This is a genomic window from Aureimonas endophytica (assembly GCF_014642635.1).
GTDB lineage: Bacteria > Pseudomonadota > Alphaproteobacteria > Rhizobiales > Rhizobiaceae > Plantimonas > Plantimonas endophytica.
The window spans coordinates 338,100-352,780 of sequence record NZ_BMIQ01000005.1 but is presented as its reverse complement, the minus strand read 5'-3'; the positions used below and the strand labels follow the sequence as shown (position 1 = coordinate 352,780).

At 70.0% G+C, this 14,681-nt stretch carries 12 protein-coding genes; 9 read left to right on the top strand and 3 right to left on the bottom strand.

The annotated features are described in order from the left end of the window. Nucleotides 1-10 precede the first annotated feature (10 nt). The 8 genes from IEY14_RS17265 to IEY14_RS17230 all read left to right on the top strand — a co-directional run bounded on the left by IEY14_RS17265 (nucleotide 11) and on the right by IEY14_RS17230 (nucleotide 10,846). On the top strand, nucleotides 11-2,032 hold the full coding sequence (locus IEY14_RS17265) for a hydantoinase/oxoprolinase family protein (protein ID WP_188910689.1): 2,022 nt from the start codon (nucleotides 11-13) through the stop codon (nucleotides 2,030-2,032). A 3-nt stretch (nucleotides 2,033-2,035) separates the two neighbouring features. Next, complete coding sequence (locus IEY14_RS17260) at nucleotides 2,036-3,751, top strand: hydantoinase B/oxoprolinase family protein (protein ID WP_188910688.1); 1,716 nt, start codon at nucleotides 2,036-2,038, stop codon at nucleotides 3,749-3,751. A 60-nt stretch (nucleotides 3,752-3,811) separates the two neighbouring features. Beyond that, nucleotides 3,812-4,654, top strand: coding sequence for an ABC transporter permease (locus IEY14_RS17255; RefSeq protein ID WP_188910687.1), 843 nt, complete (start codon nucleotides 3,812-3,814; stop codon nucleotides 4,652-4,654). 3 nt (nucleotides 4,655-4,657) lie between these two features. Then, nucleotides 4,658-5,659 (top strand): ABC transporter permease, encoded by a 1,002-nt coding sequence (locus IEY14_RS17250; protein WP_188910686.1) that lies wholly within the window; start codon nucleotides 4,658-4,660, stop codon nucleotides 5,657-5,659. Between the two features lie 2 nt (nucleotides 5,660-5,661). Then, nucleotides 5,662-6,678, top strand: coding sequence for an ABC transporter ATP-binding protein (locus tag IEY14_RS17245; RefSeq protein WP_373288993.1), 1,017 nt, complete (start codon nucleotides 5,662-5,664; stop codon nucleotides 6,676-6,678). Continuing rightward, the gene (locus IEY14_RS17240; RefSeq protein WP_188910684.1) at nucleotides 6,675-7,697 is read left to right on the top strand and encodes an ABC transporter ATP-binding protein; all 1,023 of its coding nucleotides are present in this window, start codon (nucleotides 6,675-6,677) and stop codon (nucleotides 7,695-7,697) included. The genes IEY14_RS17245 and IEY14_RS17240 overlap by 4 nt, the downstream gene beginning before the upstream one ends. Before the next feature lie 47 nt (nucleotides 7,698-7,744). Further along, nucleotides 7,745-8,779 carry a trans-3-hydroxy-L-proline dehydratase gene (locus tag IEY14_RS17235; protein WP_188910682.1) on the top strand — a complete coding sequence of 345 codons (1,035 nt, stop codon included), beginning with the start codon at nucleotides 7,745-7,747 and terminating at the stop codon, nucleotides 8,777-8,779. Between the two features lie 129 nt (nucleotides 8,780-8,908). Then, nucleotides 8,909-10,846 (top strand): putative bifunctional diguanylate cyclase/phosphodiesterase, encoded by a 1,938-nt coding sequence (locus tag IEY14_RS17230; protein WP_188910680.1) that lies wholly within the window; start codon nucleotides 8,909-8,911, stop codon nucleotides 10,844-10,846. Nucleotides 10,847-11,128: 282 nt separating this feature from the next. On the opposite strand, the gene IEY14_RS17225 is transcribed toward IEY14_RS17230, so the two are convergent. From IEY14_RS17225 to IEY14_RS17215, 3 genes are all read right to left on the bottom strand, one after another. After that, the gene (locus tag IEY14_RS17225) at nucleotides 11,129-11,764 is read right to left on the bottom strand and encodes a LysE family translocator (protein ID WP_188910678.1); all 636 of its coding nucleotides are present in this window, start codon (nucleotides 11,762-11,764) and stop codon (nucleotides 11,129-11,131) included. A gap of 166 nt (nucleotides 11,765-11,930) precedes the next feature. After that, nucleotides 11,931-12,710, bottom strand: a complete 780-nt coding sequence (locus IEY14_RS17220) for an anti-sigma factor family protein (RefSeq protein WP_188910676.1) — start codon at nucleotides 12,708-12,710, stop codon at nucleotides 11,931-11,933. Next, nucleotides 12,700-13,248 (bottom strand): sigma-70 family RNA polymerase sigma factor, encoded by a 549-nt coding sequence (locus tag IEY14_RS17215; protein WP_188910674.1) that lies wholly within the window; start codon nucleotides 13,246-13,248, stop codon nucleotides 12,700-12,702. The genes IEY14_RS17220 and IEY14_RS17215 overlap by 11 nt, the downstream gene beginning before the upstream one ends. Nucleotides 13,249-13,603: 355 nt before the next feature. On the opposite strand from IEY14_RS17215, the gene IEY14_RS17210 reads away from it, so the two are divergent. Further along, nucleotides 13,604-14,554, top strand: coding sequence for a sulfonate ABC transporter substrate-binding protein (locus IEY14_RS17210; protein WP_210318475.1), 951 nt, complete (start codon nucleotides 13,604-13,606; stop codon nucleotides 14,552-14,554). Nucleotides 14,555-14,681: the final 127 nt, after the last annotated feature.

Sequence of the window (14,681 nt, the reverse complement as noted above, 5' to 3'; positions counted from 1 at the left end):
ATCGAGCGTAATGGCAACCCGCATTGGTGTCGATATCGGCGGCACCTTCACGGATCTCGTCTATTTCGACGAGGAGACCGGACGAACGGTGGAAGGCAAGGTGCCGACCGTGCCCTCCGCGCCGGAGGAAGGGGTCGCCCACGCGATCCGCGCCCATGTGCCGGCCGAGATCATCGCGCGCTCGGCCTACTTCCTGCACGGCACGACCGTCGGCCTGAACGCGCTTCTGGAGCGGCGGGGCGCCAAGGTCGGTCTCATCACGACGCGGGGTTTCCGGGACGTCCTGGAGATCCGGCGCGGCGACCGGGCGGAGATGTACAATCTCTTCTGGAAGCAGACCGTGCCGCTCGTGCCGCGCCGCCTGCGGCTGGAGGTGGACGGCCGCGTGCGCTTCGACGGCGCCGAGCTCTCGCCGCTCTCGGAGGAGACCGTGCGGGAGGCCGCCGCGACGCTGATCGCCGAGAAGGTCGACAGCATCGCCGTCTGCCTCATCAACGCCTATGCCAATCCGGCGCATGAGCTGGAGGTCGAGCGCCTCCTGCGCGAGGTCGGCTATGCCGGCGGCATCTCGCTCTCGCACAAGATCTCCGGCGAATATCGCGAATACGAGCGCACCTCGACCACGGTGATCGACGCCTTCGTGCGCGGCCGCATGTCGAACTATCTGCGCCGCCTCGACGCCAAGCTGCGCGAGGCCGGCTTCAAGGGCCAGTGCCTCATCACGCGCTCCGGCAGCGGCTCGATGACCTTCGCCGAGGCGGAGGACCGGCCCTTCGAGACGATCATGTCCGGCCCGGTCGGCGGCGCGCAAGGGGCGGGCGAACTCGCCAAGATGCTCGGCCGCAAGACCATGATCACCGCCGATGTCGGCGGCACCAGCTTCGACACCGCCCTCATCATCGACGGCGAGCCGCAGGTGCTGTTCGAGGGCATGATCGACAACATGCCGGTCCAGACCTCCTGGGTGGACGTGCGCTCCATCGGCTCGGGCGGCGGCTCGCTCGCCTATGTCGATGCCGGCAACCTGATGCGCGTCGGCCCGCAGAGCGCCGGCGCCGTGCCCGGCCCCGCCTGCTACGGCAAAGGCGGCACCCAGCCGGCCCTGACGGACGCCGCCGCCTTTCTCGGCATGCTCGGCCCGGGCGATCTCGCTTCCGGCATCCATCTCGACATCGGCAAGGCGGAGGCGGCGCTCGCCCCCGTCGCCGCAGCGATCTCGCGCGATGTCGAGGCGACCGCCGCCGGCGTCTTGCGCATCGCCAGCTCCGCCATGGCGAACGCCATGCGCGAGATCTCGCTCGATCAGGGCCTCGATCCCCGCGCGATGACGCTTCTGCCCTTCGGCGGGGCGGGGCCGCTGATGGCGACGCTTCTCGCCGACGAGCTCGCCATGAACGAGATCGTCGTGCCGCCGCTCGCCGGCAATTTCTCGGCCTGGGGTCTTCTCGGCGCCGACATGGTGCAGTCGGCGGCCCGCACGCGCATTCTCGATCTCGACGAGGCGGCGCTCGACGTCGCCAATGCCGTCCTCGGCGAGCTCTTCGACAGCATCCGCGCCCGCAGCGAGCGCTCCTTCGAGGAGGCGATCGCCAATGCCCGGCTCGACCTGCGCTACAAGGGCCAGGAACACTGGCTCTCCGTCGTCGTCGAATGCGTCGACGGTCGCGTCGCGGAAGACGTCGCGACGATCCGCGACCGGTTCAAGGCGGAATATTCGCGCACCTTCGGCAGCACGATGAACGACGCGATCGAGATCGTCTCCATGCGCGCCACCCTGCGCGTGCCGCTGCCGCGCCGCGAGATCCGCTTCGAGCACCGGCCGGAGCCTTTGGCCGGGGAGCGGAGGCTTTCCGCCTTCTCCTTCGAGAAGGGCGAGCGGCTGGATTTCCGCATCGTGCCGCGCGCCGCGATCGACGGCGTGCTGCCGGGGCCGGCGATCATCACGGAAGGCACCTGCACCACCTATCTCGACGCGGAGTGGAGCGCGCGCGTCGGCACGGTCGGCGAGCTCATTCTGGAACGGAGGACCTGATTCATGAAACGCAAAGATCCGGTCCTCCACCTCGCGGGCGTGCCGAGCGACGGCATCGCCTACGAGTCCGATCCGATCACGACGGAGGTCGTGCGCCACGCCCTCAACTCCGCCGCCAACCAGATGAAGCGGGCGCTGATCCGCACGGCCTTCTCGCCGATCATCTACGAGGTGCTGGACTTCGCGGTCGCGATCTACGACCGGCGGCTGCGCATGCTGTCGCAGGCGCCGAGCCTGCCGATGTTCATGGGCACGCTGAACTTCGCCGTGCGCGAGGCGGTGAGGAACATCGGCGGCGAGGACAAGCTCTTCGAGGGCGACGTCCTCATGTATAACTGGGCCTACGGCACCGGGTCGCATCCCCAGGACATGGTCGTCGTCATGCCCGTCTTCTTCGAGGGCGAGCTGATCGGCTACACGGCGATCAAGGGCCATTGGCTGGATATCGCCGCCAAGGACCCCTATTGCACCGACACGACCGACGTCTTCCAGGAAGGCACGGTCTTTCCGGGCGTGAAGATCTACAAGAAGGGCGAGCTGAACGACGACATCTACCGCATGGTGCTCGGCAACAGCCGCGTGCCGAAGGCGGTGTCGGGCGATCTCGACGCGCAGGTCACCGGCTGCCGCGTCGGCGCGAAAAGCTTCGTCGAGGTCGTGTCGCGCTTCGGCCTCGAAACCTATCGCAACGCGGTCGAGCATATGTTCGACCATGGCGAGGCGGTGATCCGCAGCTTCTTCGAGAAGATCCCGGACGGGCGCTATGTCGGCCATGGCGAGATGGACGACAACGGCGTGACGAAGGACCGCATTCCCTTCGAGATCGCGGTCGAGGTCAAGGGATCGGACGTCACGCTCGACTTCTCCAACGTGCCGGACGCGCAGGGCGGCCCCGTCAACAGCCCGCTGCCCTCCACCATCTCGGCGAGCCGCGTCGCGATCACCATGCTGGCCGGCTATGGCGAGGCGCCGCACGAGGGCCATTTCCGGCCGCTGAAGGTCATCACCCGGCCGGGCTCGATGTTCGATCCCGAGCCGCCTTCGCCCTGCTTCCTCTACGGCTGGCCGGCGCTCCAGGCGATCGAGGTCATCTACAACGCGATCTCCAAGGCGCTGCCGTCCGGCGTGCCGGCCTGTTCGGGCGGCTGCATCTGCTCCGTCGTCTGGTGGGGCACGCGCGAGGCGACGGGCGAGGCCTGGGCCGACGGCGCGCCGCATCCGACCGGGCAGGGCGCCTGGAACGGCGGCGACGGCGGCACCATGCTGCACATCTCGGAATCGGCGACGCGCTTCACGCCCATCGAGGTCTGGGAGGCGCGCAACCCCTTCCTGGTCGAGCGGCTGGCGCTGGCCGAGGATTCGGTCGGCCCCGGCAAGTATCGCGGCGGTCCCGGCATGGATCTCTTCTTCGAGATGACGGAGGACACCTATATCACGACGGTCTTCGAACGCTCGAAGAACCAGCCCTGGGGCCTGGAAGGCGGGCTCGGCGGGCGGGCGAACAATGCCGTCGTGCGGATGCCGGACGGCACCGAGCACATCCTGCCGAAGACGACGCATTTCCTCGTGCCGAAGGGCGGGCTGCTGAAGCTCCATACCGGCGGCGGCGGCGGCTACGGCCTGCCGTCCGAGCGCCCGGTGGAGAAGGTGCGGGACGATCTCGCCGACGGCTACATCTCCGAGGCCTTCGCGCGTGAGAACTATCCGCACGCCTTCTGATCCAGGCGCCGGCGGGCGTCCCTCCGGGGGCGCCTCCGGCCCGCTCCGGGAAGAGACCGCATGAAGGGACCGTTCGGCCGATTGTTCCGGGATGGGGAGATGCTGGCGGGCGCGGCCATCCTGGCCGGGCTCGTGCTGGCGGCAGCCTTCGGGCCGCTGCTCTGGCGCATCGACCCGCTCGATGTCGACGTCCTCGCCTCGCTCTCGCCCCCGACCCTGGACCACCCGATGGGCACCGACGATGTCGGGCGCGACGTCCTCGCCCGCTTCATCGGCGGCGCCCGCGTCTCGCTCACCGTCTCCTTCGTCGTCACCCTCATCGGCACCGCGATCGGCGGGGCGCTCGGCCTCGTCGCCGGCTTCTCCGGCGGCTGGCTCGACCTCCTCCTGTCGCGCGTCATGGACGCGATCCTCGCCTTTCCGCCGCTGATCCTCGCCATGGCGGTGGCGATCGGACTCGGGCCGGGCGTCTCCTCGGCCGTCATCGGCATCGTCCTCGCCGCCATTCCCTGGTACTACCGGCTGCTGCGCGGCGAGGTGATGCGCATTCGCGGCCTCGCCTTCATCGACGCCGCGCGCGTCCTCGGCGTGTCGCGCCCCCGGATCATCCTGCGCCACGTCCTGCCGCAGACCGTCTCCACCCTTCTGATCCAGGCCTCCTCCGTCTTCAGCTTCTCGATCCTGACGCTGGCCGCGCTCGGCTTCGTCGGGCTCGGCATCCAGCCGCCGCTGCCGGAATGGGGCACGATGATCACCGAGGGCCTCGCCTATGCGCTGACCGGCCAATGGTGGCTGGGGCTCTTTCCGGGGCTCGGCATCTTCCTTCTGGCCGCCGCCGCCAATCTCCTCGCCGATCGGCTGCGCGACGCGCAGGATCCGAAATCCGCCAAGGGAGCGCCCTGATCCATGCTGCGCTTCGTGTCCGAAAAGCTGGTCTCGGCAATCCTGACCCTGTTCGGCGCCTCGCTCCTCGCCTTTCTGGTGCTGCGCGCGGTGCCGACCAATCCGGCGCGGCTGATCGCCGGCCCCTTCGCCACCGACGAGGTGATCGCGCAGGTCGAGGCGACGCTCGGCCTCGACAAGCCGCTGCCCCGGCAATATCTCGACTACATCCTCCATTTCCTGAAGGGCGACTGGGGCTTCTCCTACAGCGCCGGCCAGCCGGTCCTCGACCAGATCCTCGCGCGGCTGCCGGCCAGCGTCGAGCTCGCCCTCTATGCCTTCGCCTTCGCCTTCGCCGGGGCCGTGCTCCTCGCCGTCCTCGCCACCTTTTCCGGCTCGCGCTGGCCGGATCGGGCGCTGCGCGCCGCCGCCTTCGTCTTCATGGGCGTGCCGCCCTTCTGGGTCGCGCTGATCTTCCTGATCCTGTTCTTCGAGCAGCTCGGCTGGTTTCCGGGTCCCGTCGGCCGGGGCCCCGTGCCGCCGACGGAATGGACGGGCTTCTACACGCTCGACTTCCTCCTCGCCGGCGACCTCGCCGGCTTCTGGGAGGCGCTGCGGCACCTCGCGCTGCCGGCCGTCACGCTGGCGCTCGGCTCGCTCGGCTATCTCATCCGCCTGCTGCGGGCCAATCTCCTCGACACGGCCCACGAGCCCTTCGTCACGGTCCTGCATGCCAAGGGCGTCGGGCGCCTCGCCATCGCCTTCGGGCATGTCCTGCCGAACGCCTTCCTGCCGACGCTGACCGCCGGCGGGCTGATCCTCGCGCAGCTTCTCGGCGGCTCGGTGCTGGTCGAGCGCATCTTCACCTGGCCGGGCGTCGGCGGCCTGGTGATCGACGGCATCCTGCGCCAGGACTATGCCGTGGTGCAGGCCTTCATCCTGCTCAGCGCCTTCATCTATATCGCGGTCGGCGTTCTCGTGGACATTCTCTACGGCGTGGTCGATCCGCGCGTCAGGCGGTCGTGACCATGGCGATGCCGAGCGAAGGGGCCGAGCCCCTCCTGTCGATCCGCGACCTGACCACGGTCTTTCCGACGGAGCGCGGGACGGTGCGCAGCGTCGACGGCGTGTCCTTCGACATCGTGCCCGGCCGGACGCTCGGACTCGTCGGCGAATCCGGCTCCGGCAAGTCCGTCACCAGCCTGTCGATCCTGCGCCTCATCGAGCGCGGCGGCGGGCGCATCGCGGGGGGCTCCATCCGGCTCGGCGGCAAGGGGCGCGCGGTGGACCTCGCCACCGCCTCGGAGCCGGAGCTTCGGGCCATTCGCGGCAACGACGTGGCGATGGTCTTCCAAGAGCCGATGACCAGCCTCGATCCCGTCTGGTCCGTCGGTCGGCAGATCGAGGAGGCGGTCCGACTGCACCAGAAGGTCGGCCGCCGCGAGGCGCGGGCACGGGCGGTGGAGTTGCTGCGCCTCGTCGGCATCCCGGCGCCGGAAAAGCGCGTCGACGACTATCCGCACCAGCTTTCCGGCGGCATGCGCCAGCGCGTGATGATCGCCATCGCGCTCGCCTGCCGCCCCTCGCTCCTCATCGCCGACGAGCCGACCACCGCCCTCGACGTGACGATCCAGGCGCAGATCCTCGACCTCATCGCTCGGCTCCAGAAGGAGATCGGGATGGCGGTCCTGTTCATCACGCACAATCTCGGCGTCATCGCCCAGATCGCCGACGAGGTTGCGGTGATGTATGCCGGCCAGATCGTGGAGCGCGCCCCGGTGCGGGCGATCTTCGCCGATCCGCGCCATCCCTATACGCAAGGGCTGCTCGATTCCATTCCGCGGCAGGGCCATGCCGCCGGCGGCGGGCGGCTGCCGGCGATCGGCGGCCTGCCGCCGAGCCCGCTGGCGCTGCCGCCCGGCTGCCGCTTCGCGCCGCGCTGCCGCTTCGCGATCGACGCCTGCCTCGGCGCCAATCCGCCGCTGGAGACCGTCGCCCCCGGTCGCGCGGTGCGCTGCCTCCGGTGGCGGGAGGTCGGCCGATGAGCGACAGCCGCGATCTCGTCCGGGTCGAGGGCCTCGTCCGGCGCTTTCCGGTGAAGGCCGACCGGCCCTTCGGCCCCCGACGCTCGCTCCAGGCGGTCGCCGGCATCGACTTCTCGGTCCGGCGCGGCGAGATCCTCGGCCTCGTCGGCGAATCCGGCTCGGGCAAGACGACGATCGGCCGGATGATCCTGCGGCTGCTCGACCCGTCCGCCGGCCGCGTCTCCTTCGACGGAAGCGACATCGCCCGGCTCGGCGAGCGCGACATGCTGCCCTTCCGCAAGCGCATGCAGATGATCTTCCAGGATCCGTTCTCCAGCCTCAATCCGCGCATGAAGGTGGGGGAGATCCTGGCCGAGGGCCCGCGCGTCCACGGCCTCGGCACCCGCAAGAGCCGGCGGCTCGACGTGGCGCGGATGCTGGAGACGGTCGGCCTGCCCGCCGAGGCGGCGGGGCGCTACCCACAAGAATTCTCCGGCGGCCAGCGCCAGCGCATCGTGATCGCGCGCGCCCTGATGGTCGAGCCGGACTTCATCGTGGCGGACGAGCCGGTCTCGGCGCTCGACGTCTCGGTCCAGGCGCAGGTGCTGAACCTGTTGCAGGACCTGAAGGAACGGCTCGGGCTCACCATCCTCTTCATCTCGCACGATCTCGCCGTGGTCGAGCATCTCTGCGACCGGGTCGTGGTGCTCTATCTGGGGCGCATCATGGAGATCGCGCCGAGCGCGGCGCTCTACGAGCGGCCGCGCCATCCCTATACCGAAGCGCTGCTGTCCGCCCTGCCGGTGCCCGATCCCGACCGCCCGCCGATCCGGGTGCTCGCCGAGGGCGAATTGCCCAATCCGATCGATCCGCCGAGCGGCTGCGTGTTCCGCACGCGCTGCCGTCACGCCCTGCCGGACTGCGCGACGGCGAGCCCGGCGCTGCGGCCGGTCGGCGAGGACCGCCTGACCGCCTGCATCCGCGACGACCTCGCGCTCCAGGGGCGGGACGGCCCCGTGGCCCAGGGCCTCGCGCGCTGAGGCCCGGCCGATGAGACTTTCCCGTCGCCTCCCGGAGAACCAGATGCATGCGTAGTGGCAAGGTCATTCACGTCGTCGGCTGCCATGCCGAGGGCGAGGTCGGCGACGTGATCGTCGGCGGCGTCGCGCCGCCGCCGGGCGCGACGCTCTGGGACCAGTCGCGCTTCGTCGCCCGCGACGAGGTCCTGCGCAATTTCGTGCTGAACGAGCCGCGCGGCGGCGTCTTCCGCCATGTGAACCTGCTGGTTCCCCCGAAGGACCCGCGCGCCGCGATGGGCTTCATCATCATGGAGCCTGCGGACACGCCGCCGATGTCCGGCTCCAACTCGATCTGCGTGGCGACTGTGCTGCTCGACACGGGCATCGTGCCGATGACCGAGCCCGAAACGCGCTTCGCGCTGGAGGCGCCGGGCGGTCTCGTGGAGATCACCGCCACCTGCCGCGACGGCAAGGCGGAGCGGATCGCGGTGACGAACGTCGTGTCCTTCGCCGACCGGCTGGACGCCACGATCGAGGTGGCCGGGCTCGGAACGCTGACCGTCGACACGGCCTATGGCGGCGACAGCTTCGTGCTCGTGGATGCGGGCCGGCTCGGCTTCGCGCTCCGTCCGGACGAGGCGCGCGAGCTCGCCGAGACCGGCATGCGCATCACGGCGGCGGCGAACGAGCAGCTCGGCTTCGTCCATCCGCAGAATCCCGAATGGGACCATATCTCCTTCTGCCAGTTCACCGCGCCCGTGACGCGCGAGAACGGCATCGCCACCGGCCGCAACACGGTGGCGATCCGGCCTGGCAAGCTCGACCGCTCGCCGACCGGCACCGGCTGTTCGGCGCGCATGGCGGTGCTGCAGGCCAGGGGCGAGCTGGAGGTCGGCGAGGCCTTTCGCGGCCTCTCCGTCATGGGGTCCGAATTCCTTTGCCGGATCGAGCGGCTCGCGGCGATCGAGGGGCGGCCGGCGATCGTGCCCGTCGTCTCCGGCCGGGCCTGGATCACCGGCACGGCACAGCTGATGCTGGACCCGTCCGATCCCTGGCCGGGCGGCTACCGCCTCGCCGATACCTGGCCGAACATCGCGCCATAGGGAGGGTGCCCGCACACTCCGTCAGCCGATGCGCCGATTTTCCTTAAGCGGCGCATCGACTTGGCGCCCGGCTGCTAACGCCGGCTTTACGTCGCGTCGCTAGTCTCGCGCCAAATGCGGGATGAGGAAATGACCGTCTTCGAGAGGTTCGCGAACTGGATGACCATGCGCTCGGTCGATCCGGTTCTCGCCCGGGCGCAATATGGCGAGCTCCAGCGGCAGATCCCGCTGCTCTATGCCCTGCTCGGCATGAACGCGGCGGCCGTCGCCTATACGCATCTCGGCCTCGCCCCCGCCTGGATGACGCTCTGGGTGCCGGGGCTCCTCATCGGGGTCACCATCCTGCGTCTCCTCGCCTGGCTGCGCCGGCCCAAGCGCCCGCCGGAGCAGCCGGAGATCGTCCACCGGCTGCGGCGGACGATCGTCCTCGGCTCCGCGATCGCGATCGCCTATATTTCCTGGTCGCTCGCCCTCGGCCGCTATGGCGGCGAGCACCAGCACGCCCATGTCGCCCTCTTCATCGCGATCACCGTCATCGGCTGCATCTTCTGCCTGATGCACCTGCCCCAGGCGGCGCTCGCCGTCACCGCGATCGTGACGCTGCCCTATCTCGTCTACTGCATCTCCTATGGCGACGCGGTCTATGTCGCCATCGGCCTCAACATCCTCCTCGTGACGCTGGTGATGATCCGCGTCCTGTTCAACAGCTTCGGCGGCTTCGACACGCTGATCCGCACGCAGATGGAAACGGAGCGGCTGAACCGCGAGGTCACGAAGCTCGCCCATACCGACATGCTGACAGGCCTGCCGAACCGGCGCTTCTTCTTCGCCGAGGCGGATCTGATCCTGGAGCGCCAAACGCGGCGCGGCGGCGAGGTGGCGCTCGGCGTCATCGATCTCGACCGGTTCAAGGCGGTGAACGACACGTTCGGCCATCTCGTCGGCGACGAGCTCCTGGAGCGGGTCGGCGAGCGGCTGCGCGGCGTCTTCGGCGCCGACCGGCTGGTGGCGCGGCTCGGCGGCGACGAATTCGCCTTCGCGATCGAGGGCGACGGCGAGGAGGCGCTGGCGGTCGGCACGCGCGCCTGCGAGGCGCTGTCGGTGCCCTTCCGTCTCGGCGAGACGGCGATCTCGATCGGCGCCTCCTGCGGCATCGCGACGAGCGGCGACGTTTCCGGCCGGGCGCGGGCGCTCTATGACGGCGCCGACTACGCGCTCTATCGCGCGAAGGGCGAGCGTCGCGGCTTCGCGACCCTCTATTCGGGCGAGCACGAGCGGCGCATCCGCTCCGAGCGCGAGGTGGAGGCGGCGCTTCAGGTGGCTGATCTCGACCGCGAGATGTCGGTCCATCTCCAGCCGATCGCCTCCATCGCCGACGGCACCATCGAGGCCGTGGAGGCGCTGGCGCGCTGGACGAGCCCGCAGCTTGGCCGCGTCGCGCCGGACGTCTTCGTCACGCTGGCCGAGCGGGCGGGCATCATCCACCGCCTGACCCTGACGCTGCTCGGCAAGGCGCTGGCGCATCTGGCGGCGCTGCCCGGCGAGGTGCGCCTGTCCTTCAACCTCTCCGCCCACGATCTCACCTGCCACGAGACGGTCGTCGCGATCATGGCGCTCGTCCGGCGCTCGGGCATCGATCCGGCGCGCCTCGTGATGGAGCTGACGGAAACCGCGGTCCTGCGCGATTTCGGCGCGGCCGAAGCCTCGATCCGCCTCCTGCGCAGCATGGGCATCCAGATCGCCCTCGACGATTTCGGCACCGGCCAGTCCAGCCTCAGCTATCTGCGCCGGCTGCCGATCGACAAGGTCAAGATCGACCGCAGCTTCGTCGCGGGGGCGTCGGACGAGGCCGGCCGGGAACTGCTTTCGGCCGTCGTCGCCTTCTGCAAGTCGCTGCGGATGCGCTGCATCGCCGAGGGCGTCGAGGACGAGCAACAGCTCGACTATCTGAGATCCATCGGCTGCGACGCCTTCCAGGGCTATGTCCTGGCGAGGCCGATGCCGGTCGAGGATCTCGTCGCCTGGCTGCCGGGCGAAGCCGCGCCCTGCGCCGTCGGCGCCGCCTGAAACCGAAACGCTTATACACTGATCTTGACGACCCCGCCTCAGCTTCGTCATCCCGGGCCCGACCCGGGATCCATGCCTCCCGCAGAGCCGCATGGATAAGGGTGAAGATGGGCGTCCTTCCGCATCGCTCCCGGATGGTCGTGACTGGCTTGGAATGGATCCCGGCTCGGGGCCGGGATGACGAAGCGGTGAGGTGAGCGGATCCCCGCGCAGGCGCGATGATATGAGACGAGGTCCGCCGCCCGGACCGGAGCCCGCGCGGGGAAAGCGGCGAAACAAGTTTCAGGCCGGATAGGCTTGGCGCAGGGCCATGCCGGCGCCGAGCGCGACGAGAAGCGCGCCGCAGAGATGGCGCTGCACCGGCAGGAGGTGCGGCCAGCGCCGCGTCCAGCGGCCGATCCGGCCCGCCGCGAGCGCGACGGCGCCGAGCGTCGTGAAGCTCGCCAGCTTGTGCAGGGCGCCGAGCACCAGCATCTGCAACCAGACCGGCCCGGCGCTCGGATCGGCGAATTGCGGCAGGACGACGAAGAGGAAGAGGCAGGTCTTCGGATTGGTCAGGCTGTTCAGCGCCCCCTCGCGCAACGCCGTGCCCGTGTCGACCGGGCGGGGCCGGGCGCCGATCCCTCGGAACGGCGTCGCCATCATCCGAAGGCCGAGATAGCAGAGATAGGCGGCGCCGGCCGCGCGCAGCCAGATCAGGATCGACGGATGGTCGTGGAGAAGGGTGCCGAGGCCGAGGACGAGCAGCGCGAGCTGCACGGCGCCGGCGACGAGGACGATGCCCGCGATGGTCGAGAACGCGATCCGCGTCCCGTGCGTCAGGCCGCGATCCAGGATCAGCAGCATGTCGGGGCCGGGCGACAGTTGCAGGACGAGGATGCCGAGGACGAAGGGCAGAAGGGCCTCATAGGGCGGCATGGCACGGCGCCCGCCGGGCTCGACACGCCCCTCCCGCTACCGGTCTTCGAAGCTTCGGCATCCCATCCCCCCGGCCCGATACGGCGATCGGAGCGGGAACCGGGGCCTGCGGCGGATTATTCCCGGCCGGCGCGAAGAAATTCCGTCGCGCGGCGGGTGCTTGCCGTCAGCCGGCGGGCGCCGTGCGCGCCCGGAAGAGCTGCGCGAACTGGCGGAGTTCTACGGCATTGAGGTCGGAGACCGCGAAATAGCTGAGATCGCCGACGTCCCAGCGCTCGATGGTCGAGCCGGCGCGGCGCGGCGGCGCGGCCTCCGCCTCGTCCCGCCTCGGCAGGATGGTGACGCTGATGACGTGCTCGCGGCGGCGATAGACCAGCGTCGGCACCTTCTCGCCGCCGACGACATCGACGCGCCCGCCCGCGAGCGGAAAGCCTTCGGGCGCGAGGTCCGGCGCGTCGGGCGCGATCACCGTCCGCCCGTTGAACCAGGGCTTCACGACATGCCGGTCGGACGAGGCGATGTCGAAGGGCTGCGGCGCGGCGAGGCCGCGCAGATGGCCGGCATAGATCGCGTCGATCGCGGCGCCCTCCGCCGAAAGCCCGCCGCCCGCCTCGTGCCGGAGGCCGGCGCCATAGCCGAGGAGGCCGCCGGCGAAGAGGCCGATCAGAAGGACGGCGGCGAGCGGCAGCCAGCGGGGAACCTGGCGAGGCGGCACCGGCTCGGCCGCGCCGAGCCCTTCGGCGAGCCGCGCCCCGAGGCCTGCGGGAACCGGCGTCTCGGCGAGGCTGCGCCGAACGGCGCCGGACAGCGCCGCCAGGTCCTCGCAGTCCCGCCGCAGGGCCGACTCGTCGGCGAGCCGCGCCTCGAACGCCACCAGCTCGCCGGGCGAAAGCTCGCCGTCGAGATAGGCCGCGAGCAGCAACCGGTCCTTCTCGTCAGGTCTCATCGGCGGTCCGTCGGAAACTGGCGAGCAATTGCTCGCGCGCCCGCGCCAGGCGCGACATCACGGTGCCGATCGGCACGCCGCTCACCTCAGAGATCTCGCGATAGGACAGGCCATGATATTCCCTCAGGACGAGCACCTCCTTCATCGCCAGCGGCAGGGTGCCGATCGCCCCGGCGAGCCGCTCGCCCTCGTCCTTCGCGATCAGCATGTCTTCCGGCGAGGGCATGGGTTCGGCGGCGGCTCCGCCGCGCTCCAACAGCGAGCGGTCCCTTGGCTGTAACAGCTCACTGGAGAGATTTATTCCCGGCCGATGCTTGGCCAGCCAGGAATAGCAGGCATTGCGCACGATCGTCAGGAACCAGGCGCGGACATTGGTCTCGATCAGCCGGTCCAAGGCGAGAAAGGCCCGCAGGCAGGCCTCCTGCATGACGTCCTCGGCATCGGTGGCGCTGCCCGTCAGCCAGCGGGCGAGCCGGAAGCCGTCGTCGACCAGCGGCAGGATCAGCCGGTCGAACCTGCGACGCGCCTCGACGCTCATGCGGCGAAAGATCCGGACCGGCACTCCCGCGCCGCGCGTCGCGCCTGGCTTGGTTCCATGGATTCACGTCCTGACGGGATGGACCGGGCGCGGTGTCGGACCCCATGCCTAGATCGAACCGCTGCCGCTCGGCAACCTCGCAGCCGCGGCGCGAGGCCGTTTTCCCCGGAGGATCGATCCTCAAGAGGCCGTCAGATGCGGCAAGGCGCGGATCGCGGCCGGCGGGGCCGAATCCGCACGAATATTCTCCGCCCCGCCTGCCTTCCGCAACAGGAATGCTTCAAAATCCATAGCGTCGATCGATATTGTGCCGCACGAACGGGCGCGGCCCATCGGGGAGCATGAGAGGACGATGATGCGGTACGATTTCCTGCGCCGGGCCTTGGCGGCGGCGGCGCTCCTGGCCTCGCTCGCCGCCGCCGCGTCGGCGGGCGCCGCCGAGCGGACCGTGCATATCGGCTTCCAGAAATACGGCACGCTGGTCCTCCTCAAGGGACGCGGAACGCTGGAGGAAAAGCTGAAGCCGCTCGGCTACGACGTCCAATGGGCGGAATTTCCCGGCGGGCCGCAATTGCTGGAGGCCCTGAATGTCGGGGCGGTGGATTTCGGCTCGACGGGCGAAACGCCGCCGATCTTCGCCCAGGCGGCCGGCGCCCCGCTCGTCTATGTGGCGCATGAGCCGCCGGCGCCGAAGGGCGAGGCGATCCTCGTGCCGAAGGACAGCCCGATCCGCTCCGTCGCCGAGCTGAAGGGCAGGAAGGTGGCGCTGAACAAGGGCTCGAACGTCCATTACCTGCTCGTGCGGGCGCTGGAGGATGCGGGGCTCGCCTATGGCGACATCCAGCCGGTTTTCCTCGCCCCGGCCGACGCGCGGGCGGCCTTCGAAAGCGGGGCGGTCGATGCCTGGGTGATCTGGGATCCGTTCCAGGCCGCCGCCGAGGTGACGTCCGAGGCCCGCGAGATCCGCAACGGCGAGGGCCTCGTCCCGAACCATCAGTTCTATCTCGGCACGAAGTCCTTCGTGGCCGAGAACAAGAGCGCGGTCGAGGCGCTGCTCGCCGCCATCGCCGAGACCGATGCCTGGGTCGCCGCCAATACGCAGGCCGCCGCCGACACGCTGTCGCCCTCCGTCGGCATTCCTGCCGATATCCTGAAGGTCGCGCTCGACCGCCAGTCCTACGGGGCGAAACCCCTCGACGAGGAGACGGCGCGAACCCAGCAGAAGATCGCGGACACGTTCCACGCGCTCGGCCTCATTCCGGCGGCGATCAAGGTCGAGGACGCGCTGCACCACCCGCAGCCCTGACCGGGCACGGCGCTCCGGGTCCCCCGGCGGGGCCGGGCGACGACGGGCGGCTCGCGCGAAAGCCCGGCGGCGAAAATCCGTTCTCCGATGCTGCGGGAAATTGGCAGGATCGTCCTCCTGCCGCGCC